General features: G+C 42.4%; 19 protein-coding genes and 1 pseudogene. 11 read left to right on the top strand and 9 right to left on the bottom strand.

What is annotated here, in order from left to right; translation table 11 throughout:
* Positions 1 to 114 precede the first annotated feature (114 nt).
* Positions 115 to 1674 (top strand): mechanosensitive ion channel family protein, encoded by a 1560-nt coding sequence (locus tag MIC7126_RS0125215; protein WP_017655907.1) that lies wholly within the window; start codon positions 115 to 117, stop codon positions 1672 to 1674.
* 89 nt (positions 1675 to 1763) lie between these two features.
* On the opposite strand, the gene MIC7126_RS0125220 is transcribed toward MIC7126_RS0125215, so the two are convergent.
* The 4 genes from MIC7126_RS0125220 to murC form a co-directional block, all read right to left on the bottom strand.
* On the bottom strand, positions 1764 to 2375 hold the full coding sequence (locus tag MIC7126_RS0125220) for a helix-turn-helix transcriptional regulator (protein WP_040630773.1): 612 nt from the start codon (positions 2373 to 2375) through the stop codon (positions 1764 to 1766).
* Between the two features lie 237 nt (positions 2376 to 2612).
* Positions 2613 to 6626, bottom strand: coding sequence for an ATP-binding protein (locus tag MIC7126_RS0125225; RefSeq protein WP_017655909.1), 4014 nt, complete (start codon positions 6624 to 6626; stop codon positions 2613 to 2615).
* A gap of 371 nt (positions 6627 to 6997) precedes the next feature.
* Complete coding sequence (gene murB, locus MIC7126_RS0125230; protein WP_017655910.1) at positions 6998 to 8041, bottom strand: UDP-N-acetylmuramate dehydrogenase; 1044 nt, start codon at positions 8039 to 8041, stop codon at positions 6998 to 7000.
* A gap of 124 nt (positions 8042 to 8165) precedes the next feature.
* A complete protein-coding gene (gene murC / locus MIC7126_RS0125235) occupies positions 8166 to 9626 on the bottom strand; it encodes a UDP-N-acetylmuramate--L-alanine ligase (protein ID WP_017655911.1) in 1461 nt (486 codons plus the stop codon).
* Between the two features lie 409 nt (positions 9627 to 10035).
* On the opposite strand from murC, the gene nadD reads away from it, so the two are divergent.
* Together nadD and MIC7126_RS0125245 are read left to right on the top strand one after the other, a co-directional pair.
* Complete coding sequence (nadD, locus tag MIC7126_RS0125240) at positions 10036 to 10662, top strand: nicotinate (nicotinamide) nucleotide adenylyltransferase (protein WP_017655912.1); 627 nt, start codon at positions 10036 to 10038, stop codon at positions 10660 to 10662.
* Between the two features lie 115 nt (positions 10663 to 10777).
* Positions 10778 to 11791 (top strand): type I glyceraldehyde-3-phosphate dehydrogenase, encoded by a 1014-nt coding sequence (locus MIC7126_RS0125245; protein ID WP_026100517.1) that lies wholly within the window; start codon positions 10778 to 10780, stop codon positions 11789 to 11791.
* A 44-nt stretch (positions 11792 to 11835) separates the two neighbouring features.
* On the opposite strand, the gene thiL is transcribed toward MIC7126_RS0125245, so the two are convergent.
* Complete coding sequence (gene thiL, locus MIC7126_RS0125250) at positions 11836 to 12855, bottom strand: thiamine-phosphate kinase (protein ID WP_017655914.1); 1020 nt, start codon at positions 12853 to 12855, stop codon at positions 11836 to 11838.
* Between the two features lie 150 nt (positions 12856 to 13005).
* On the opposite strand from thiL, the gene MIC7126_RS0125255 reads away from it, so the two are divergent.
* The gene (locus MIC7126_RS0125255; RefSeq protein ID WP_017655915.1) at positions 13006 to 13578 is read left to right on the top strand and encodes a Uma2 family endonuclease; all 573 of its coding nucleotides are present in this window, start codon (positions 13006 to 13008) and stop codon (positions 13576 to 13578) included.
* A 162-nt stretch (positions 13579 to 13740) separates the two neighbouring features.
* Here MIC7126_RS0125255 and MIC7126_RS0125260 read toward each other — a convergent pair whose 3' ends face one another.
* Entirely contained in the window at positions 13741 to 14847 is a 1107-nt protein-coding gene (locus MIC7126_RS0125260) for a peptidylprolyl isomerase (protein ID WP_017655916.1), read from the bottom strand.
* A gap of 217 nt (positions 14848 to 15064) precedes the next feature.
* On the opposite strand from MIC7126_RS0125260, the gene efp reads away from it, so the two are divergent.
* The 3 genes from efp to MIC7126_RS0125275 all read left to right on the top strand — a co-directional run bounded on the left by efp (position 15065) and on the right by MIC7126_RS0125275 (position 16691).
* Positions 15065 to 15622, top strand: a complete 558-nt coding sequence (gene efp, locus MIC7126_RS0125265; RefSeq protein WP_017655917.1) for an elongation factor P — start codon at positions 15065 to 15067, stop codon at positions 15620 to 15622.
* Positions 15623 to 15732: 110 nt separating this feature from the next.
* Positions 15733 to 16281 carry an acetyl-CoA carboxylase biotin carboxyl carrier protein gene (gene accB / locus MIC7126_RS0125270; RefSeq protein WP_017655918.1) on the top strand — a complete coding sequence of 183 codons (549 nt, stop codon included), beginning with the start codon at positions 15733 to 15735 and terminating at the stop codon, positions 16279 to 16281.
* Between the two features lie 62 nt (positions 16282 to 16343).
* A complete protein-coding gene (locus MIC7126_RS0125275; RefSeq protein ID WP_017655919.1) occupies positions 16344 to 16691 on the top strand; it encodes an ArsR/SmtB family transcription factor in 348 nt (115 codons plus the stop codon).
* Between the two features lie 131 nt (positions 16692 to 16822).
* Here the strand turns inward: MIC7126_RS0125275 and MIC7126_RS0125280 are convergent, their stop codons facing one another.
* The gene (locus MIC7126_RS0125280) at positions 16823 to 17434 is read right to left on the bottom strand and encodes a GerMN domain-containing protein (RefSeq protein ID WP_017655920.1); all 612 of its coding nucleotides are present in this window, start codon (positions 17432 to 17434) and stop codon (positions 16823 to 16825) included.
* 424 nt (positions 17435 to 17858) lie between these two features.
* Positions 17859 to 19661 carry a proline--tRNA ligase gene (locus tag MIC7126_RS0125285; protein ID WP_017655921.1) on the bottom strand — a complete coding sequence of 601 codons (1803 nt, stop codon included), beginning with the start codon at positions 19659 to 19661 and terminating at the stop codon, positions 17859 to 17861.
* Positions 19662 to 19909: 248 nt separating this feature from the next.
* On the opposite strand from MIC7126_RS0125285, the gene MIC7126_RS0125290 reads away from it, so the two are divergent.
* The 4 genes and pseudogenes from MIC7126_RS0125290 to MIC7126_RS0125305 all read left to right on the top strand — a co-directional run.
* Positions 19910 to 21298 carry a glycerol acyltransferase gene (locus MIC7126_RS0125290; protein ID WP_017655922.1) on the top strand — a complete coding sequence of 463 codons (1389 nt, stop codon included), beginning with the start codon at positions 19910 to 19912 and terminating at the stop codon, positions 21296 to 21298.
* A 552-nt stretch (positions 21299 to 21850) separates the two neighbouring features.
* Positions 21851 to 22099 carry a FitA-like ribbon-helix-helix domain-containing protein gene (locus tag MIC7126_RS0125295; RefSeq protein ID WP_017655923.1) on the top strand — a complete coding sequence of 83 codons (249 nt, stop codon included), beginning with the start codon at positions 21851 to 21853 and terminating at the stop codon, positions 22097 to 22099.
* Positions 22096 to 22518 carry a type II toxin-antitoxin system VapC family toxin gene (locus tag MIC7126_RS0125300; RefSeq protein WP_017655924.1) on the top strand — a complete coding sequence of 141 codons (423 nt, stop codon included), beginning with the start codon at positions 22096 to 22098 and terminating at the stop codon, positions 22516 to 22518. The genes MIC7126_RS0125295 and MIC7126_RS0125300 overlap by 4 nt, the downstream gene beginning before the upstream one ends.
* A 1-nt stretch (position 22519) precedes the next feature.
* Positions 22520 to 22771: pseudogene (locus tag MIC7126_RS0125305) on the top strand (Rpn family recombination-promoting nuclease/putative transposase); the annotation flags it as partial.
* Positions 22772 to 22840: 69 nt separating this feature from the next.
* Here the strand turns inward: MIC7126_RS0125305 and MIC7126_RS0125310 are convergent.
* Complete coding sequence (locus tag MIC7126_RS0125310) at positions 22841 to 23413, bottom strand: Uma2 family endonuclease (protein ID WP_017655926.1); 573 nt, start codon at positions 23411 to 23413, stop codon at positions 22841 to 22843.
* Between the last annotated feature and the right edge of the window lie 79 nt (positions 23414 to 23492).

The raw sequence follows: 23492 nt of genomic DNA on the forward strand, positions 1-23492 counted from the left end.
AGTTCTTTTTGTTCTGGACTATCGTCAATCGCTACAGAATGTAACCTGCTATATATTGAGCTTAAAATGTAATATATTTAACTTAGTAAAAATATTGATTTTCATCTTCCAAATATGGATTTATTGATTATCTGTGCTGAAGTCACTCTTTTAATCTTAGTTTTCTTAGTAGTAAATTGGATTATCAACAAAGTCTTTAAGTTGATTTTAAAAAACTCTGCAATCAAAAACGAGGGTAGGGGTATCAAAACTCTGCGTCGGAATATCACAGGGATTTTGTTATTTATTTGTTTAGTATTGTGCATTGCGATTATCGGTGCTAATGGTTATTTAATTTATCGAGGTGAAAACCTTCAAAAATATACACTTTCTTTAATTAAAAGTATTCCATCGGGATTTTGGGTAACTTTAGGAATTGGTATTGCTCAAAGTATTGGTATTTTATTTTTAGCAGCGATTGTACTGAAATTTTTACGCTACTGGCTCAATGTAGCGAATATTCGCGCTAAGAATTTTGAACAAAATACCGCTGACGATCAAAGTATTGATGCTTTTTTTGCCAACCTGAATAACATCATTACTAGTGGCGTTTGGCTATGGGCTATTATTTGGTGTAGCAAGTTTCTCAAAGTGCCAGTAGTCATATTAGAGTATTTGTACGTCATATTGCGAATTTATCTGATTGTTGCCGTCGGTTTACTGATACCTAAAGCCATCACTGCTATTATTGATAGCTTGGATGCTCTCAGCCTCAGGTACTCTAGTCCTGACAACCTGCTGAGATTTTACGATCGCCTCCGACATCTCGTTCCCTTTTTGAAAAAATGTCTGGAGTTTGTGGTCTATATCTGCGTGGCGACATTAGTGATTCAGCAAGTCAAATTTATCGCCTACATTGCAGTGTATGGGCCGCGAGTTGTGCAGATAATCGGTATTATCTTCATCAGTCGTGTGTTGTTTGATATTTTTTGCTTATTGATTGAAGAGGTCTTATTTAAAGATGGAAATTTAGATGATATTCAGACAAGTAGACGGCTCACTCTGGTTCCTCTAGTTCAAAGTTTTTTACAATATTTAGTTTACTTTGGGGCTATCATCTCAGTTCTTTATACTCTCGATATCAATCCCGCTCCCATACTTGCTGGTGCAGGAATTTTGGGTATAGCTGTAGGTTTTGGAGCGCAAACTTTAGTTAATGATATAGTCTGCGGTTTTTTTATTTTGTTTGAAAACTATTACTTAGTCGGTGACTATATCCAAGCGGGGAAATCAGAAGATAAAGTTGTCGAAGGAACTGTAGAAGCAATTGAACTGCGAACGACTCGGATTAGACATCCCAATGGTCAATTACAGATTATTCGTAATGGTGATATTGGTTCCATTGCTAATTATTCTAAACAGTATATTTATGCAGTTGTAGAAGTTAGCGTTCCCTATGATTCCAACTTAGCTCATGTGTACAAGGTGATTGAGGAAGTAGGAGAACAGTTAAAAGCAGATTATCCCGATATCCTCGAAGCCACACTGGTGGATGGAGTAGAAAGCTTGGGAGAATCTAATTTATTGCTACGAACGTTGACGAAAGTCAAGTCAGGTAAGCATCTGCAAATACAGCGTATTCTGCGTAAGAGTTTTACAGATGCTTTAGGAGTAAAAGTTAGTGCTGAAAAATAGTTATCAATGAGGTTAGGAGCTAGGAACTAGGGGCGCTTAGGATAGCTAGGATATACCTCAGTAACTAGGAATTGCTTTAATTAAAACTGTTAATGCTTCAATTCTAGAAAAGCTTGTCGCTTGGCGTGGATATTTTTCATGTGCTTTTTCACTGTGTTAATTGAGATGTAGAGTTGATCGGCTATATCCTTACGACTACAATTAACTCGATGAAGACACCAAATTTCTGCTTCTCTGGGTGTTAATTCATATTTTTGAATTTCGGCGATCGCTGTATTTTTCATTGACTCATAGCGGTTTTCAATTGTTATTAAAAAATAAGGTATGGAAAATTCTTCTAGTTTTACCAATCTGGCTCGGACTCGAAATATTGTTGACTGGTTTAAGACAATTTCATCTGAGATCATGCTCAGGTGTTCAGATGGCGAATTTTGATTATCAGTTAATGCTTGACAAAGCTCCCAAATAATTGTTGGTACTAAGCTTGCTTGATTTTCTTGGTTTAACTGGGCACAAATTAAACGAGCAGACGCATTAGCATGAATTAATTTACCTTCATCGTTGACAATTAATATACCATCCTCTAAAGATTCGATTACAGCTTGCAAAAACGCAGTTTGTGGTGATTTTTGGCAATCAAAGGTATCTAATTTGTTGGTTTTATTTACTGCTTTTGTCGATGTCTTAGTCAGGGTCATCATATAAGCTTAAATCTGCAAAAGATTAGTTATTCATTAATAGGTGCAGTTAACTATAAATATGCACTCTATCTACAAAACAATTTATCCATGCAGATACAGGTAGATGCTCTATATCTGTGTGGATAACACAATTTATATACATTGGAAGAAATCTTGATTTCGGATCGAAATCACAGCACCAATTTAGTTACTCGCCAGAAATTTTCACAGGGAACAGTTCCCTATTCCCTTCTTCGATCAATTTTTTCCAGCAAGACTCGCAACTACTGTAGTTAATTCCGCCGGCTCAATCGGTTTAGGTAAGTGCAGCTGATAACCTTCTTGTATGGCACGCATTCGGTCTTCGACTCTAGCGTACACTGTGAGGGCTGCTGCGGGAATTTTCCCGCCGCGCTCTGGTGGTTGCTCTCGCACTTTCCGGATGAAAGAGTCGCCATCTGCAGACGGTATACCTAGGTCACTGACTAAAACATCTGGCTTCCAATCTACAATGAGCTGCAGTGCTTCTGAGACTGAATCTACAGTGATCACTTCAGCTTGGCACTGTTGCAGTACGGTGGCGATAAATTCTCGGCTATCGGCTTCGTCATCGACAACTAGCACCCGTACGCCCAAAAGCAGGGGACATGCGGCTAAAGAACCAGCACTTTCTGCGTCTGTACTGTCTTCTAAACCAGGGCTGTGATTGAGTGACAATAGCGGTAATAGCACTGTAAAAATAGCTCCTTGTTGCTCACCTTGACTATCTACCTGCACAGTACCGCCATGCAATTCTACTAGGTGTTGGACGATCGCTAAACCTAATCCTAGCCCGCCGTGTGGTCTGGTGCTGGAACTATCTGCTTGGCGGAAGCGATCAAATACGTAGGGAAGAAATTCGGCGCTGATACCAATACCTGTATCTAATACTTGAATCTGAGCATAATCAGTGGCACTATCTTTGAGTATTTGCTCTTTGGCACTGATTTTTGCTAGCTTAATTTCTACTCCACCGCCTCTGGGTGTAAATTTGATGGCGTTAGATAGAAGATTCCAGATGATTTGTTGCAAACGTTCTGGATCACCGGCGACTAAAAATTTAGACTTGAGATCTGGGGTATCACTCAGGGCGCTATACTTGGGGAATCCGGAAAGTCGATAAATTTTCGATTTCAAGACGATGGATTCAGGACGCTCGCTATTGGCTACCTGCGGTTCCCACCAAGGAATTAGGGAAAATGTCAAATCGATTTCTTTGGCTTGAGCGGCGACGCTGAGAGTCTCTAATACTGACTCAATCATTGGCATTAAGTCGCAAGTCCGCACATTTAGACGCAATTGGCCTTTGATCATGCGGGTAATGTCGAGCAAGTCTTCTACTAGCTGGGTTTGGTTTCTGGCGTTGCGCTCGATTGTTTCTAGACCTTTGGTTGTTTGCACTTCGCTGAGATTGCGCGACCGCAATAATTGCGCCCAGCCGAGAATAGCATTGAGGGGCGATCGCAATTCATGAGATAATATTGCTAAGAATTCGTCTTTCATGCGGTTTGCTTGCCGCAGTTGTTCAGTTTGCTGCTGCAACGAAGCAATCAAACTGGCGCGTTCTATAGCGATCGCAATTTGATCACAAACAGCTTGCATCATCCCTCTTTGATTCTCAGTGAAGCGCCTCCGCGTCCGCGAGCCAAAGGAAAGAGTACCTAAAAGTTTTCCCTGAGCAATTAACGGATACGCACAATAAGCCGTCATTCCCAAGGTGCGAATTAATTCTGTTTTCTGGTCTGTTGATTGTTGCACATTCTCAACAGCAATAGCTCGCCGTTCTTGGGCGACAGTCCCAGAAATTGATTGTCCAAAAACAATCCATTCTATATCTGCAGCTTGCTGTTGGGAAATACCCATGAAAGACGCTAGGTGCATTAATTGAGAATTTTCCTCAACCAAATAGTTAAAGTAAACATCTAACTCAATTTGTTGCGAAAGTTTACGAAACAAGCTGTCAATCAACGCCAATGGATGCTGGCTAGAAAGTAATTCACTAGCGGTATCAAATAACAGTTGCAATCTTTTGTAACCCAGTGACAGCGCTTTTTCTGCTTGCTTGAGGTTACTAATATCTTGGAACACCATGATACAAGTAGCCGGATGACCGTGCATCGCTGGGAGGGTATCAGCGAAGATCAATAGTGAACGCACAGCGCCGCTTGTATGCCAATCTACTTCTAATCCATCCAATCTTTCTCCATTCGCAACCCGCACTCCTGGTATTTGGTCATTGGGAATGCGATCGCCTGCTGCATTGCTGTAATAATAAAATTTATGATACTCTGCGGCGGGAATATTTCTAGGAAATTCACCCCCAGCTAACTCATCAGCTGCTCGATTAGCAAAAGTTACCTTCGCTGTCATCGGTTCGATAAACAGCAGCGGTCTGGGCATAAGATTAAGAACATCTTCCAGCCATTTTTGCTGATTGCGTAATACTGCTTCTGCTTGTTTACGTTCTGTGATGTCTACAAATGCACCGATGCAGCCTCTGGTTTTACCTTCTTCATCAAACAAGGGGGCAACGTATTCTGCTAGGTTGACAATATTACCATTTTCATGGATTATGTCTACCTCAAAATCCAAAATTTCCACGCCGTTAGCCACAGAATACTGCATAGGCAATTCCTCGGCTAGCAGTTCTCTGCCTTCGCGGTAAACTTTGAATGAAGGTCTTTCGTCGATGGGAGCACTCAGTGAGGCGTTGAGATGGTGAGCGATGCCCAACTGTTTAGCAAAAGCTGGGTTAACTTTGATATTTTGGCATTGGCTGTCTTCGGCAATACCGATACCGATAGGGATGACTTCTAGTAAAGTTTGTAACTCAGCGACACGCCGCTGTAAATCTTTATTAAGTTGGACAATTTGCTCTCTAGCTTGCTGGCGTTCGCTTAAATCTAAAACTAAAGTCACTGTTTCTTGTTGTTTTTCCCCCAGCAGCACATACCCTACCAACACTGAGACACGACTACCATCTCGGCGAATGTATTCTTTTTCATATGGTAGACATGCACCCTGAGCATTTTCCTTAGCTTCGGCGACTCTTTGCCAATCTAGCTCGAATTGTTCTGGTGGCGTCAGTTTTTGCCAAGAAATTGCACCTGCAGCTAAATCTGCTTGGGTGTAACCAATAATATGCAAAAATGCATCATTTGCTTGCTGGAGAGTGCCATCAGCGTTACCGAAGGCAATGCCGACGATGTTAGCATCAACAAAACTCCGCAATTTGGCTTCATTAACTCTGAGTACACCTTGAATGCGATCGCGTTGACGACTGAGGCGCTCCACAACAGTAGCACTGCGTAATACCAAAATCACAAAAATGACGATCAAGATGATCGCAAATAGGGATATGGCAAAAGCTGCGTCATATTTTTTCGCCTGTTGCCCTTGGACTATTAACCAGCCTACTAAAAAAGGGACAGCGATCGCTGCTAACAAAAATCTCCGTGCAAACAAGCCCCCATAGCTATCACTCAACAATACCCGCATTAACCCCTGGTGGGGATAAACCCACAGCATACCAACGCACAGCACCAGGAAAATCAATATTGTCGGTAAAGCCATTGATGTGGAATATGGTAGCAATTCATACACAAATTCCACTTTGTAAGTATGAGCAATCAAAGCTTGAAAAGCGATCGCTGCCGCTACTAAAGTGATAATTTGGGCATACCAATAGTGACGACGGCTTTGTTTTCTCCCCAATAATTCCAAAGCCACACTGATAAATAGAAAACTTAGTGCTGTGTTCAACCCCATACGCCCAGGATATAACCCCATAGTTTCCGGCGACGAGTCACGAAACACTAGCTCATCAATCCCCAGATTCCAGTTAAAGAAATATTCACTGAGTGTGAGCAACCCTATAATGAACACTAATAATGCACACACCCGCGCCAGCCGCAGATAGAGGCGGTGATGACGGCGCAAATCACTCTTTTTTTTTCTACCTGCTTGATTTTCCTCCACAGCAAACCTTTGACTCTCACCCTTTTGTAACAGCCATAAGCATATACCAGACAAGACAAAACACAATGCTGAATTCACCTTCATTGTTGCTGTGCCGGTATAGAAGGCTCTCTTGAGCAGTTCCACTCCCCATAACCAGCCCAACAGTACCGAGCCGCCTCCGACAATGACCAAGAGACTGGCAATTGTTACTACTAGTGAATTTACGGGGATTTTATGTATATCTTGCAGCCGCAAGCGGTTGACTTTTAACATTGAGGTTACCGTAACCGCATCTCTATTAGCGTAGTAATTTCTAATGTCGATTACAAGTTAAATCATATATGGCTAGCATTTTATGCTGTAGATATTTTTATTTTTATTACATCTATCTATATGCAGATTTTTTATTCCCCACAGTCATAACCTGGGGAATAATTTTTGATGAAGGCAATAGGGAACAAGAAATCGAGGAACTACTGGTCTGTCCCATTAATTTTGCGGGGTGGATTAGTTCGTAGTCAGCACTTTAGTGCTTAAGCTTCAAGGACTTAAGTCTTGACTACGAAGCCTTCACAACTTATGCGACAGACCACCAGGAACTAGCAACCCTCATCGCTAGCCCCTAGCCCCTCACCTCTATTCCCTTAACAAGCAGGTTGAAATTCACCGAGCATTTTCACTTCGGGTTCTAACCAAACTGACCAACGGTCTTGTACTTGGTGTTGGATGTGATTTATTAGACAAAAAATATCGCTGGCTTTGGCTCCACCACGGTTGACAATAAAGTTGGCGTGGAGTTGCGCTACTTGCGCTCCACCAATTTGAAAGCCTTTAAGTCCTGTGTGCTCGATTAACCAGCCTGCAGATTGCGGTTTGGGATTGCGAAACACACTACCACAACTAGGGAAGTTGTATGGTTGGGTACTCAGTCGGTGCTGTTTGTGTTGTTTGGTTATTGCCAAAACCTGTGCTGGATCAGCACCTGGTTGGAGTTGTAAGGTGGCTTGGGTCACAATCCGCTGACCGTGTTTCTCTGGGCTGGTACCGTCCTTGAAGTAGGAGGAATGACCGCCTTGTAATAATGAAGTACGGTAACTGTAACCTAGCTCTGCAGCCGTCAGAGTTTGTTGTGTGCCGTCAGGTAGAAGTACTTGAACACTAACTAACATGTCTGCGATACAACTGTTGTGCGCTCCTGCATTCATGACGACTGCACCGCCAACTGTACCAGGGATACCCACAGCCCATTCCAAGCCTTGCCATCCCAAATCAGCTGCATCCCATGCCAAGCTGGGGATTGATTCTCCGGCCGAGACGGTTAATTGACCTGTATGGGGGTCAAAGTGGCTGTAACGGAGATGACGCGTGGCTATGACTAGTCCTGGTAAACCGCGATCGCTAACTAATAAGTTAGAACCAGCACCTAAAATTGTCACAGGCAGGTTATGTTCTTTTGCATACTTAATACCTGCTTGTAGTGCTTCTATGTTCCGGGGGGCAATGTACCATTCAGCTGCACCACCGACTCTATAGGAGGTAAACGCTGACAAGGACGCTTGGGACTTAATCACACAATCAGTACCGGGCAAATACATAACTTTACCCTGAACAGAATTAGCGGCTTTCTGTTTCTCTGTAGTCAAAGTAGAAACTGTGCAAACGTTGCCAGTCACCTGGGTGGTTATCATTTTTTAGGTCAAATTGGTAAAATTTTTTACATCTATTTTCCGCAATGCAGCGGGAATGCCTGAGTCTTTTTATCAAATTTTTACAAGTTGGACACTCAAATCGGCGCCCAGCTAGTAACCCTAGTTAAGATGTGGCTGTTGCCGGTTCATGGAGGGTGGTGATAAGTTCGGGAATTGCCTGATTTAAATTACCTGCACCCAAAAACAGCGCCAGATCCCCAGAACTAAGAGTTGGCAGCAAAAACTCGCATACAGACTGTATGGTTGGTTGGTAGACTACATTTGGGTGCTGTTTGGCTACAGCCTCTGCCAACAGTTCACCGCTGATTTTTCCTAGATTAGGTTCTCCAGCGCTGTAAATATCAGTTAACACCACCAAATCCGCATGGCTAAAGGATTCGGCAAATTCTGCTAAAAATGTCAGTGTGCGACTGTAGCGGTGGGGTTGGAAAATTGCCACGACTCTTTGTCCTGGTCTGGCTTGGAGGCGGGCTGCAGCCAGAGTAACACGAATTTCACTGGGGTGATGAGCATAGTCATCGATGAAGGTGATCCCTCTGGCCTCTCCCCGTAACTCAAAGCGGCGTCTCGCTCCACCAAAGTTAGCGATACCTTCGGCTATTTGTCCAAATTCTAAACCCAATACTCGACCAACTGCCACTGCCGCTAGGGCATTGCTGAGGTTGTGTCGCCCCAGTAGCCGTAAATTCAACACGCCTAAAACTTTATTTTTCTCCCAAACTAAAGCAGTGGTGCCGTCAGCCCGATAGTCGATGCTGGTGACGGTGTAGTCGGCGTTGGTTTCTGGGTTGAGGCTGTAGCTGATTGTTGGTTGTAGGCGATCGCGCACTGTTGCACAATCAATGCTACCGATTAAAGTTTTGCAGCCTTTGGCAAACTCTTGGAAGATTTCTACCACTTCCTCCAAAGTGTCGTAGTGATCTGGATGATCCAGCTCGATGTTGGTGATAATACCGATTTCTGGAGAATGTTTCACCAACGAACCATCTGATTCATCTGCTTCTGCTACTAAATACCGACTTGCTCCTAATCGGGCGTTTCCTTCCCAAGCATCGACTTCCCCACCGACAATAATTGTGGGATCTAATCCCGCTTCTAGCAACATATAGCCAATCATACTACTTGTTGTAGTCTTGCCGTGGGTTCCTGCGACTGCAACACTGTGGTAATCAGCTATCAAAGCTGCTAGTACATCCGAGCGATGTAAAATTGGGCAACCCAATTCTAGGGCAGCTTTATATTCTAAATTGTTCGTGTTAATTGCTGTTGAACAAATTACTTGTGGCAAGCTTGACTTGACAACGTGCGGTATTTCTTTTTGTGAATTTAATTCTACTTCCGTTGCTAGCTGAGGACGAAAAAATTCAAGATTACTTGCCTCTTGTCTACTAAAAATATGAGTGCCGATAGATGCCAATTTCCGGGTAATGTGGCTCGGACGAAGGTCTGAACCTGACACTGGTAATTGACGCTTTGCCAGTACATAAGCCAGCGCTGACATCCCTATCCCACCGATCCCAATGAAATGAAACGGTTTGCCGCTAAAATCTACAGAATTACTCATTGATTCCTCCTCTTACACCACACCACACCATCATCACAAATAACACGCGTATCATAACAGGAATTTGTTTTCCACCGTAAGTGTTCCTGTATCATTCCCTATATTTGATGTTTTTTTGATTTTTCTCCGGTTGTTTTGTTTATTTCAGAATTATTTTACCTTTGTTGGAGGTTTTTGCTATTTCTCAACTGTATCTCATGATTATTCTGATGAGTTTTGCCCCGTCGGGAAATAAATTCTTGTAATGCCAAATACATATTTAGAAATTCGTTACCAGAATTGGCTAAAAGCATAGATTGATCATGAAACTACTTTTAAATTACATCAAAAGATGAGAACAGAATTGACTACAATAGTACATTAGATAACAAAACTATTTTGCAATTGAATATCAATCCAATCTAACTGGATGCATCGAATAGCAATTTTTGGTGGCACATTCGATCCGATTCATTGGGGACACCTGCTCTTAGCCGAAACAGCTTTACATCAAGTAGCCCTAGATCGGGTAATTTGGCTGCCATCCCTTAATCCTCCACATAAACAGCCGGTGCACTTTCAGCATCGGATAGAAATGCTACAGCGCGCTACAGCAGATCATCCCGCGTTTAGTGTCTCACTAATTGAGTTAAATCGCTCTGGAAAATCTTATGCGATTAATAGCCTAATTGACTTATCTGCTGTTTACCCAAATACTCACTGGTATTGGATTGTCGGCTTGGATGCCTTCCAAACCTTACCCCGGTGGTACCGTGGACACGAAATAGCACAAATGTGTGATTGGTTAATTGCACCCAGACAATTAGGTGGTGAGACTATAGCTCAAAGTGAGTCAATCTGCAAGCAAGTGGAGCAACATCTAGAAAATCAGTCCTCCACCGTTCGCTGGCAATCCTTGAATATACCCTTAGTAGGCGTTTCGTCAAGTTTAGTTCGCCAATTTGTATGCGTGGGCCGCTCTATCCGCTATTTAGTGCCAGAATCCGTCAGGTCTTACATCAGCGATCACCACCTGTACACAAATGAATCTGAATAAATTATGTTTTTTTTTCTGGATTCAGCACTTTAAGGTTATGAATGCCCCCTCCCTTTGCGATATGATTGGGTTCAAGATATCAACTTATAGGCATAAATACAGAGGGCAAGACGCTGTGATTAGAGTTGCAATCAACGGTTTCGGGCGCATCGGGCGTAACTTTGCACGTTGCTGGCTGGGTAGAGAAAACAGCAATATCGACCTTGTTGCTGTCAATGACACATCAGACCCTAGAACCAATGCTCACTTGTTGAAGTACGATTCGATGTTAGGGAAGTTAACAAAGGCTGACATTTCAGCGGATGATAATTCCATCACTGTTAACGGTAAAACCATTAAATGTGTATCTGATCGCAATCCGGAAAACTTGCCCTGGAAAGACTGGGAAATAGACCTAATTATTGAAGCAACAGGTGTTTTCACTAGCAAAGAAGGGGCACTTAAGCATGTAAATGCTGGTGCGAAAAAGGTGCTGATTACTGCTCCTGGTAAAAATGAGGACGGTACTTTTGTAGTCGGTGTAAATCATCAAGATTACGACCACAATGTACACCACATCATCAGTAACGCTAGTTGTACGACTAACTGCTTGGCTCCGATTGCTAAGGTGTTGAACGATAAGTTTGGCATCATTAAAGGCACCATGACCACTACCCACAGTTACACTGGCGACCAGCGTTTGCTAGACGCTTCTCACCGGGATTTGCGCCGGGCCAGAGCAGCAGCCATCAACATCGTACCTACTTCCACTGGTGCAGCGAAAGCTGTAGCATTGGTAATCCCAGACCTGAAAGGCAAGCTCAATGGCGTCGCCCTACGGGTACCTACTCCGAACGTATCAATGGTAGATTTCGTAGTTCAGGTTGAAAAGCGTACTATTACGGAAGAAGTCAACCAAGCTCTTAAAGATGCGTCTGAAGGGCCTCTCAAAGGAATTTTGGATTACAGCGAACTACAATTAGTGTCATCCGATTATCAAGGAACTGACGCTTCTTCCATTGTTGACGCCAGCTTGACTTTGGTGATGGGTAATGACCTAGTAAAAGTCATGGCTTGGTATGACAACGAGTGGGGCTACAGCCAGCGAGTTTTGGATTTAGCGGAACTCGTCGCTGAAAAATGGCAATAAGTTTTGTTGTCATTAGTTTCATACAATTAACAAATGACAAATAACTAATCACCAAAATGTTGAAATCCCTGATTAAGAGTCATAACTCGGTCAGGGATTTTTTGGTTTTGATCGTGCAATACTACTGTGGTTCCTGCGGTAATTGTACCGACGATCGCTGCTTTGTCTCCCAGTTGTTTCACTAGGTCAGAAGCTGGCGCTGTTGGTAAGCAGAGTATTAATTCAAAGTCTTCGCCACCGTATAAACCGTAGTCTAGTGCTTGTGCTGGTGTCAGCCAATGTTCAAAAGCTGCTGGTAAGGGAATTTGCTGATATTCAAGAATCGCTCCCACACCGCTGGCGCGACAGATTTGCACAACAGCATCTGCTAAACCATCGCTGCTGTCCATCCCTGCAATGGGAAGGTGGGAAGATGGGGAGGAGGAATCGAAGATTTGCCAAAGAAAGGGTAAGACATCTAAACGTGGCTGGGGACGCTGGTGTGCAGTGATTAAAGCCTGCTTGTCGGCTTGTTTGAGGTTTTGTCCTATTTCTGGGTGTAAGAGCAGTTGTAAGCCCGCTCTTGAGGCTCCATGAATACCTGTCACCACGATCGCATCTCCTACTTTGGCAGCAGAACGGCGGATAATTTGATGGGGCGCAACTTCACCAAAGGCGGTGATGGCTATAGTGATTACGGGCGATCGCACAATATCACCGCCCACAATTGGGGTATTGTATTTTTGTAAGCATTCTGTCATCCCTTCATAAAGGCGCTCAACCCAACTGACGCTGACTTCACCCGGAATTCCTAGCCCGACTGTGATTCCCAGCGGGGAAGCACCCATAGCCGCCAAATCTGACAAATTAGCCGCCGCAGCCCGCCATCCAGCGTCTTCTGGCGAGGTAGTAATATCACTGAAATGCACTTCATTAACTAGTACATCGGTTGTGACTACCAGTGATTTTCCTGGTGTGGTTAACAAAACGGCTGCGTCGTCGCCGATAATTTCTGGAGGACAGAAGCGGTGTAATTTCGCTAGAAGTCCTTGTTCGCCGATGTCTTTTATTTGGTCATTTGTCATAGCAGGGAACAGGGAGCGGGGATGAGGGGTTAGGGATGAGGGGTTAGGGGTTAGGGTCGAAAGTCGCTTGGTGTGTGGGTTTTATCTAAGTATTAATGACTCAGCACGAACTGAGGTTAGGATAAAAATATTGTTTAGGGGTTAGTTGAGATGGTAACAACACCAGCAGTAACTAGCATCACTTTTGAGGAGTATCTAACCTATGATGATGGTACAGGTTTTAATTATGAATTGGTGGATGGCAGGTTAGAGCTAATGAATCCACCAACAATTGAACATTTTTTGATTACTAAATTACTTGAGCAATTGTTAGATACAGAAATTCAGCGCTGTAGTCTTCCTTGGTTGTGTTTGCGAGAAGCTGGAGTCAGGACGGGGAGAAATAAATCTCGGTTAACTGACTTGTGTGTGGTGACGTTGGCGCAGGCTAGAGAATTAAAGAATGTGTCAGCGGTATTTCAGTCGCCGCCGTTATTAGTTATTGAGGTGGTTAGTCCAGAGTCGGTGAAAAGAGATTATCGCTATAAGCGTTCTGAATATGCGGCGCTGGAGATTCCTGAGTATTGGATTGTAGACCCACTGGTTAATAAAATTTCGGTGTTATTGCTAGAAGAAGGATTATACGAAGAAACTGTTTTTAGTGACAATCAAAAAGTTGAATCACGAGTTTTTTCAGAATTAGTAATTACTGTTGATCAAGTATTGAATGCAAGTAATATTTAAAGTATGAAGGATGAAGTATAAAGTATAAAGTATGAAACTGGGAACTTTGAGTTTAGAGCAAGAAATTTCTCTCTTCTCTCTTTAAACTCCACTTTTTATCCTTCAACCTTCATTCTTCATACTTAAGCTTTCAGCCTTCATACTTCAGCCTTCATCCTTATGTCATGCTGCTTGCGGCTCAACTAAATTTTCGATTCCTTGAATGACGGTTGCGGATTCTATTTTGTCACCCGCTTTGAGTTTATCTAAAATTTCTTGTCCTTCTGTGAGATAACCAAAAACAGAGTAGCGGCCATCTAAGAGATTGCGACCGGCTGGGGTGAGTTCTGGTTCAAATAGAAAGAAGAAAAATTGTGAAGAACCGCCATTAACTTCATTTTCAGGGCGCGCCATGACTACTGCACCAAAGGACGAGAAGGGCAGAACTGGCATGTCAATATAACGGCCTGCGTCTTCGAGTGTAATACCATAGGTGGGTTTTTTGTCGCCTTCCACTAAAACTTCTAGGGGAATGGCGCGGTATTTGCCAGTGTCAGGGTCAACGAAACCCACTTCTTTTCCTGGGGGATCTCCAGTTTGCAGAAAGTAAGATTCTTCAGAACGGGTGAATTCTAAACCGTTATAAAAACCACGTTGCACCAAATCAACAAAGTTACCAGCAGTTACAGGAGCGCTGTAACCGTCTACGACAACTGTCAGGTCGCCTTTGTTGGTTTTGATTGCCACTGTGGCACGACCTTTCAACTGGGGTAGATTACTATATTCTGCAGGCACTTCAAAGGGAAATTCTTTGACCATTGCCTGTTCTAGTAGAGTGACGATATCTAGTAACCTGGTTCTTTCTTCCCTAATTTTTTCCTTATCTTTGGCTTTCGCCAATTCTTGCATGGCATTGACGCCAGCTTTTAACTCAGCAATCCAAGCTTCGGCTTGGGGTTGGCGTTCTTTGAGAACACTTGCTAGGATTTGGGAGGGTTTATCTAGAACTCTGGAGGCATTGCTGAGGTCTCTGGAGATAGCACCCCATCGCCGATTTGCCCGCAGTTGGTTAGAGATATCTTCTAAACTGGCTTGGATTTTGCGAACAGGTTGATTGTTAATTGGCAGTGCATACCGCAACAGTGCTCTACCATCAGTAATTGCATTCCCAGAAGGCAGGGCGGCGCTACTCGCAGGAGTCCACCCGGCTGTACTTATGCCTAAAAATATTGTGATCAGCAGTATTGCCTTGAGGCTGTTTTTCAGCCAGGAGTTTAACAGGTTATACATGGGATGGCTCAAATGCAGCATCAAATTGTTGACTGGACGTAGCCCAAGGATAATCTTCTCACAGTAGCAGTACTGAATGAAGGCTGAAAGAGCAAGGATCAAGCATGAAAAATTTCGATTTCATACTTCATACTTCATACTTCACACTTCAAATGACCAATGACTCCTGTGGGAAGGTACAATAAATGCCGATTGTCTTCCAAAAATTGCAAGTTTCATGATATCTAGTAACGACTTTCGACCCGGTGTTTCAATTGTTTTAGATGGTTCCGTATGGCGCGTGGTAGATTTCCTCCATGTGAAGCCAGGTAAGGGTTCTGCTTTTGTGCGGACAACACTCAAAAATGTGCAAACAGGAAAGCAGCTGGAAAAAACTTTCCGGGCTGGGGAAAGTGTGCCGCAAGCGAATATAGAAAAAATCACGATGCAGCATACCTATAAAGAGAGCGATGAGTTTGTCTTTATGGATATGGAAACTTATGAAGAGAGTAGATTGAGCGCAACGCAAATTGGCGATCGCGTAAAATACCTCAAAGAAGGTATGGAAGCTGAGGTGATCCGTTGGGATGACCAGGTGCTGGGTGTGGAATTACCTAAGTCTGTGGTTCTGGAAGTTGTACAAACAGATCCAGGTGTCAAAGGTGATACGGCTACTGGTGGCTCAAAACCGGCAACTCTGGAAACTGGGGCTGTGGTCAACGTACCTTTGTTTATCTCTCAAGGCGAACGCATCCGCATTGATACTACGGAAGATAAGTATATCGGCAGGGAATAGTTTTTATCTTCTTTTAAGATGCCAATATCGATTTCAATCCCTTTTCAGGGATTAAATCCCTGCCACACTGATAAATTCTTGTTTATGGACTGGTTGAGGTAATAATAACTGTGTCATTGGACTTTAATGAAATCCGCCAGCTGCTAGCAACAATCGCCCAAACTGATATTGCTGAAGTAACTCTCAAAAGCGAAGATTTTGAACTCACAGTACGTAAGGCTGTGAGTTTCAGCAATCATCTGGTGTCGGCTGGTCAAGGGGCGTTAGGTGGTGTGGTGGCTTCGGGATTGACTTCGGTTTCACCTATGGGAACCCAGGCAGGTTTGACTCCGGTAACGGAAATAGGGACTCGCGTTGCTGATAATTCTGGTTCTGGTGCGCCATTATCGGCGAATAGTCCCTCGACGATTGACCAAAGGTTGGTGGAAGTACCTTCGCCAATGGTGGGGACATTTTATCGCGCTCCCGCACCGGGAGAGGCTCCGTTTGTGGAGGTGGGCGATAGAGTCCGCAAGGGTCAAACGGTGTGTATTATCGAAGCGATGAAGCTGATGAATGAAATTGAGGCTGATGTTTCCGGACAGGTGATGGAGATTTTGCTCCAAAATGGTGAACCTGTGGAATATAATCAGCCTTTGATGCGAATTAACCCTGATTAAGTATTAATCTATATATGACGTGAGTCATTTTTAATATTGTCAGTTCTTGCGGGTTAATCCTGATGAAACAAACGTTGCCTGTACCACCAGAAGTAGTGCAACAAGTAGCTGAATACTTCAGCCTGTTAAGTGAACCGATGCGTCTGCGGCTCTTACACTTATTGCGGGATGAGGAAAAGTGCGTACAGGAGTTGGTAGAGGCAACACAGACTTCGCAAGCTAATGTGTCAAAACACTTGAAGGTGATGTGGCAAGCTGGTATCCTGAGCCGCCGCAGTGAAGGCACTTGCGCTTATTACCGGGTGGAAGATGAGATGATTTTTGATTTGTGTAATCGGGTTTGCGATCGCCTGGCTACTAGGTTAGAGCAGCAAGCCCGTCATTTTCGTGTGTTAAATAGTAAAATTTAGCTCATCGAAGAAGGGAACGGGGAACAGGGAATAGGGAATAGGGAATAGGGTTTAGAGAATAGGGAACAATAAAAATATTTCTTCCCTAACCCCTAGTCCCTAGCCACTTGTTTTTCAGGCAGGTCTAATAACTAAAGTGGATAATTTTTCTTAAAGCTATTGCGGGTTAGGGGTTGTTCTAATTCCACGCCTTCACCACCTAAAACTGTTAGCGGTTTGCCGTCTACATCAATGTATACTTTGGCATCAGGATTTAAAGTTGTGGCGGTGTAAACAACTTGACCGACGCGCCCCATCATGGAGCTGCTACCGCCGCCATTGGTAAAATCTTCAGATAAATTCACGCGGACTTGATCGTTTTCGGCTTTTAATCCTAGTAGTTTAGTTCCTTTGGGGATTGTGGTGGAATCTGTGCCTTCTGTGGGCCCGGCTAATAAACTTTGAAATGCGGTTTCTAAAACTTGATTGGGCTGTGAAGCGGCGACTTTCACAGGTTGAGGAACTAAATTAAAGCTTTTTTCTGTGGGTTTTAACCAATAAATGTTGGCTGTTTTTTCGTTACCTTGTAGGGCTGTGGAGTTGTTTCCTGGTTGCTTGACGGTATTTGCAGGGTTTGATTGTACTGGAGAATTGTTGGATTGGGAAGTTAGCCAAGCTACGCCACCACTGACAGCAACCACCGCAGCTGCGACGCTGGCTATAACTCCTGATGAAATACGGTTAGATCCTTGTTGGTCTTTCATTTTTTAAACCTTCCTGAGGGCTGAGATGGTTTTGATCACAGAAATGGAGATGCGGATAAGGGAGGCTAAAAAAGGATGAGGTTTTTTCGTATGTTTTGATGACAATTGCGGGCGAAATCCTTTTTGCTCCCTTTCTTATTATTCCCTTCTGTCTTTTGAATTGTGAAGAGCAGCCTGGTTAAGGACGATACTAAAAACCGGAGAGTTTCCCAAAATTTGTTTTTGGCAATTTTTATTTTGCAAAATTAGTCTCCGATTTTAGAATCTATACTTCTATTTCGTCACCTTTCAAATGATGTAAATCACATATTGATCTGGGGAGGGTTGAAAATTATATTGATAACATCAACAGGTGTTGAATAAAATTCGGAAAATTTTGAGTTTTTATTTCCTACTTGATTTGGCAAGTGTATTTTTTCATACTTCAGACTTCAGCTTTCATCTTTTCTTTGAGTGTAATTATTACATCGTCAATGGCAATTTCTTGTGATTGACGGGTGGCTCTTTCGACAACTTCAACTTTACCATTAGCGATCGCTCGTCCTGTGACAATTCGGTAAGGAATACCAATCAAATCAGCGTCTTTGAATTTGACTCCGGCTCTTTCATCTCGGTCATCGAGTAAGGTTTCTATGCCGGCTTGATTCAGTTCAGTGTAAAGTTTTTGGGCAATTTGCACTTGTTGAGCATCATTGATGTTGGGAATTGTGACGATCGCGTGATAAGGTGCGATCGCTACTGGCCAAATAATCCCGTCTTTGTCATAGGATTGTTCTACGGCTGCTTGTGCTAATCTTGACACGCCTACGCCGTAACAACCCATTAGCAATGGTTTTTCTTCTCCTTGTTCGTTAGTATAATTTGCTGCCATTGCTTGGGAATATTTGGTTCCCAGTTGAAAGATATGTCCGACTTCGATTCCGCGAGCACTTTTCAAGGTTTGTTCTGGGTGATGAATTGCGCGATCGCCTGGTCTAGCTTTGCGGATATCTACTACTAAAGCTGGTAATTTAAATTGCTCACCCCAGTTTGCACCAACTACGTGAAACCCAGTTTCATTTGCACCTGTGACAAAATTCTTTAACTCCACAGCGGTTTGATCCACCAACCGCACAAATTGAGAATGCACCTGTTTACTACCACTAATATAATTATCAGCCAAATCAGGAGCAATGTAACCCAAAGGTAAAGATTTCGCCGTCCATGTTTGTTGTGTTTCCGCGTTGGGTACATTTAAGGCGATGATAGTTTTGGCGCTGTATTCAGGAGCTAATTTAGTCAATTCATTTTGCAATTTGACTTCATTAACTTCTTGATCGCCGCGAATACTCACCAACACCAGTACTGTGATGTTATTGTCATAAACTGTTTGGTAAAGAACATTTTTGACTATTTGGGTAGGAGAACATTGCAAGAACTTAGTCACTGTTTCAATTGTTTCTGTTCCTGGTGTATCTCGTTTTTCATAAGTAGTAAATGGTGAAGTTTCCGCCGCCGATGGTAGAGAAACTGCCTTTTCCACATTAGCAGCATATTGACCATCTTCAGTGTAAAGAACTTCATCTTCTCCAGCTTCTGCTAACACCATAAATTCTGTGGAACCAGAGCCGCCAATTGCCCCAGAGTCTGCATCTACGGCGCGGAAAGCTAAACCACAACGTCGTAAAATATTGCTGTAGGCTTGATGCATATCCTGATAAGTTTTCTTCAAGCTGGCTTCATCAGCATTGAAAGAATAAGCATCTTTCATGATAAATTCTCTTCCGCGCATCAAACCAAACCGGGGACGAATTTCATCACGGAATTTAGTTTGAATTTGGTAAAGCGTTTGCGGTAATTGACGATAGGAACGAATTAAATCACGAGCAATAATTGTAATTACTTCTTCGTGTGTTGGGCCTAATCCTAATTGTTGCTCACGACGGTCAATCAGGGAAAACATGATTCCCTCAGCTTTAGTATAAGTATCCCATCGGCCTGATTCTCTCCATAAATCAGCAGGCTGTAATTGAGGTAAGAGAGTTTCTTGAGCGCCTGTGGCGTTCATTTCTTCTCGCACAATTTGGGAAACTTTTTGCAACACTCGCCACATGAAAGGTAAATAAGCATAAATACCACTACCGATGCGACGAATATAACCAGCACGGAGTAACAATTTATGGCTGGGAATTTCCGCATCAGCTGGATCATCCCGGAGTGTAACGAATAATATTTGTGACAGTCGCATCGTTTATTCCTTAATGAATTATGAATTATGAAGTATGAAGTAGGAATTATGAATTATGAAGTATGAATTATGGAATTACCCTACGGATGAAGGTAAAAACACCAAGTTACGGGATGATGCCTACTTTATGGCTTCAGACTTTGTTTGTAAAACTCTCAAACTAGATTTTTTGCTTTCATACTTAATTGTTCATACCTCATTCTGTGATTCTGCAGTTTTTTTGAACACAAATTTAGGAGAAGACTACCTTGTCAGATGTAATTGCTCAAGCCCAACCACCTCTAGAATTTATCCCCCCAGCGCTGAACCCTTTGGTTCTGCGATTTGTGCATTTGCTGCTACCGAGTTGGATTAAATGGCAAACAGCTATTAATCAAATTGAAGCAGAGAATGTTGCAGCTTTGGCGGATGCTTATCACCAGTTTCAGCAGGGTAAAGTCAGGTTTATGTTGGCGTTTCGCCATCCTAAAACCGAAGACCCATTTTCTTTAGGCTATTTGATGTCCCAACTCGTGCCTAAGGTAGCACGAGAGCAGGGCATAGGGCTACAGTCTCCGATTCATGCTCATTTTATCTACGATCGCGGCATTCCTCTCTGGGCTGGGGAACATGTCGGTTGGATTGTTTCCCATTTGGGTGGAACTCCCATTCAGCGGGGTAAAGCTGATTGGAATGGTTTGCGTTCAGCGCGAGATTTGTTTGCAAATGGCAAATTTCCCATGGCTGCTGCTCCAGAAGGTGCTACCAATGGTTTATCGGAGATTATCAGCCCTTTGGAACCAGGAATCGCTCAATTAAGTTTTTGGTGCGCTGAAGATTTGCAAAAGGCCGGACGCTCCGAACAGGTTCTCATTGTACCAGTTGGGATTAAATATAGTTATGTGGATACGCCGTGGATAGCGATCGCTCAATTGTTGAGTGAGTTGGAAGCAGCGAGTGGTTTACCTGTGAATGCGGCTGGTGATAGCAATCCTTCCCTAGAGTCACTTTATCCCCGATTATTAAGTTTGGCAGAACATTTACTGTCAATTATGGAAAAGTTTTACACTCGGTTTTATCATCAAAAACTTACAGATAACCAGAATATATCAGGGGAAGTTAATGATAGAAACGCCGCTTTAGCTATGCGGTTACAAGCTTTATTAAATGTCGCACTCCAAATATCAGAGCAGTATTTTGATTTATCGCCTAAAGGTCAATTCAATGACCGTTGTCGGCGAGTAGAACAAGCCGGGTGGAATTATATATTTAGAGAAGACTTTAAAGATGTTAAAGCCTTATCGGCTATAGAACGAGCTTTAGGCGATCGCGTTGCTGAAGAAGCAAATTATCGCATGTGGCACATGCGATTAGTTGAAAGTTTTGTAGCAGTTTCTGGTAATTATATTAAAGCCAAACCAACGGTAGAAAGATTTGCCGAAACTACCTTACTTTTGCGAGATATGGTAACTCGAATTCAAGGTGGTAATCCTTTACAAAGACCACAATTAGGTAAGCAAAAAGTGAAAATAACTATAGGTGAACCGATATCTGTTTCTGACAGGTTTTCTGCCTATAAAGTAAATCGTTTGGCTGCAAAACAATCTGTGTTAGATTTGACTAATGATTTACAACAGGCGCTTGAAGGTTTAATTTGACTCGTCATTAATTCTCTGGGACGAATTGAGCATTATCTTAATAGTGTAGAAGGGGCACAACAATGTTCATTGGTGTCAAATTCAGCTAAAAATAGCCTCACCATGAGCTTCATCACCCGCCGTGAACTTAAGTTCACGTCTCATAGCGAAAGTCTACTGAAGTAGACTCAGAATTTTTGAGCATATTTAGTCATCTTGAGATGACTTCAGCTATGAGCAAGGAAATTCATTTCCTTGGGGGACATGGATTTTACGTTAAATTGACACCAATGAACAATGTTGTGTCCTTTTGAATGAGTAAAATGCTTGATCACTTGCTCATTTTGCCAAAATGTTTTCTCATTTCAGTAGATTTAGCAAGCATTTAAGCCAAATGCTTGCTCATTTCAGTAGATTTAGCAAGCATTTAAGCCAAATGCTTTCTCAAACTGCGGTTTGCTTACTGATTTCAGGAGATTTAGCAAGCGTTTAAGCCAAATGCTTTCTCATTTTTAAAAACCGCAAGTAGGTATCCATAAATCCCGCAAACACTCAGCTTTAACCCTCTAATGTATGCACAAAATTACTATATCTAACCTTGATGATGACATGAGATTTCGTCTGCAAAAAAGAGCCGAAAAACATGGTCGTTCCCTCGAAGAAGAAGCCAAAGAAATTCTTTATATGGCTCTAACAGAAAATCGTGAGGAACCCTTAAATATCGCTACTATAATTGAGCAGCGTTTTGCAGATTTAGGAGACTTTGAATTACCTGAAATTCTTAGAGAACCTATCCGTACTGTATCAACATTTGAAGAATGATTATTCTTGACACAAACGTATTGTCAGAATTAATGAAGCCTCAAAAGTCTGAAATAGTTCGTAATTGGGCTGCTCAACAATCTTTAATGAATCTGTATACCACAACAATTACCCAAGCAGAGATTCTTTATGGTATCGCCTTACTACCTACGGGAAAACGTCGAAATGATCTTAATCAAGCAGCACAGTTGATGTTCTTAGAAGATTTGGCTGGGCGTGTTCTTCCCTTTGATCAAGCTGCTGCTGTAGCTTTTGCTAATATTGCATCCCAAAGAAAACAAAATGGTACTCCTATTTCCCAAGCGGATGCTCAAATTGCTGCTATTTGTTACACTCATACAGCAACCATAGCAACACGCAACGTCTCCGATTTTCAAGAATGTGGCATTTCTATTATTAATCCTTGGGAAGCACTCTGATATTTATAAATTTCCGCAAATGAGTCGAGAGGAGATAGAAGCAATGTTTAGTTTAAATGAATTAAAGCAAACGCGAGTTTATCAAGAAGCGAAGGAAGAAGGTGAAAAAAAAGCCAAATTAGAAGCTATACCTAGATTGTTAGCACTAGGATTAACTGTGGAACAAATAGCACAAGCGTTAGATTTAGATATTGCACAAGTTAAGGAAGCAGTACAGCAAACATCCCCAAATCAAGAAGTTAGCGAAAATTAATTTATCACAACAAATTGCGATAAGTAATATTGTTCGCTATATCTGAAACTGTCTGCAGGTCAACTGTATTCAGGGAAATACTTTAGCTAAATCTAATACTAAATCAGGAAAATTCGGCAGATTAACTGATTCATTAGACAAAAATATCAACTTGCGGCGATAACCAAATTTGTTATGTAAAGTTTGATAAGGGTCGCTGTAGCATTCTAAATAATTATCTATTAAATTAAATATCCAATAATCAGTAATACCCGCTTGGGCGTAAATAGCTAACTTTGTCTCTTGGTCATATTTTAATGAGGAATCAGCAACTTCAATTAAAAGTAAGATGTCAGACGGTCTGGGATGATTTTCCAGATAGTCATCGTCTCTATTTTTAGCAATTACTCTATCTGGTTCAGGCTCACTGTAATCTAATAGAGTAATTGGTTGTTGTCCTCGCAAAATAGCGCGATCGCCAACCAATTTATACAATTCTTTCTCTAGCCGTGTTTCACAAACAGAGTGGGATGTACCTTTGGCTACCATGTTGACAATTTCACCGTTAATTAGTTCAAATCGGTCATCTTCTCCAAAGAAGCCGAGTTCTGCTAGACGGTGATATTCAGCTACTGTGAAGCGTTTAGCAGTGGTGAGGCTCATAACAAATACGGGAGTTGAGAGTTACTTGCATCTTACATTTTTACATGAAAAAAAGGCAGTCAAGAGAGTTTTCTTTCTG

Origin of the sequence: Fortiea contorta PCC 7126 (assembly GCF_000332295.1) — a bacterium.
Taxonomy (GTDB): domain Bacteria; phylum Cyanobacteriota; class Cyanobacteriia; order Cyanobacteriales; family Nostocaceae; genus Fortiea; species Fortiea contorta.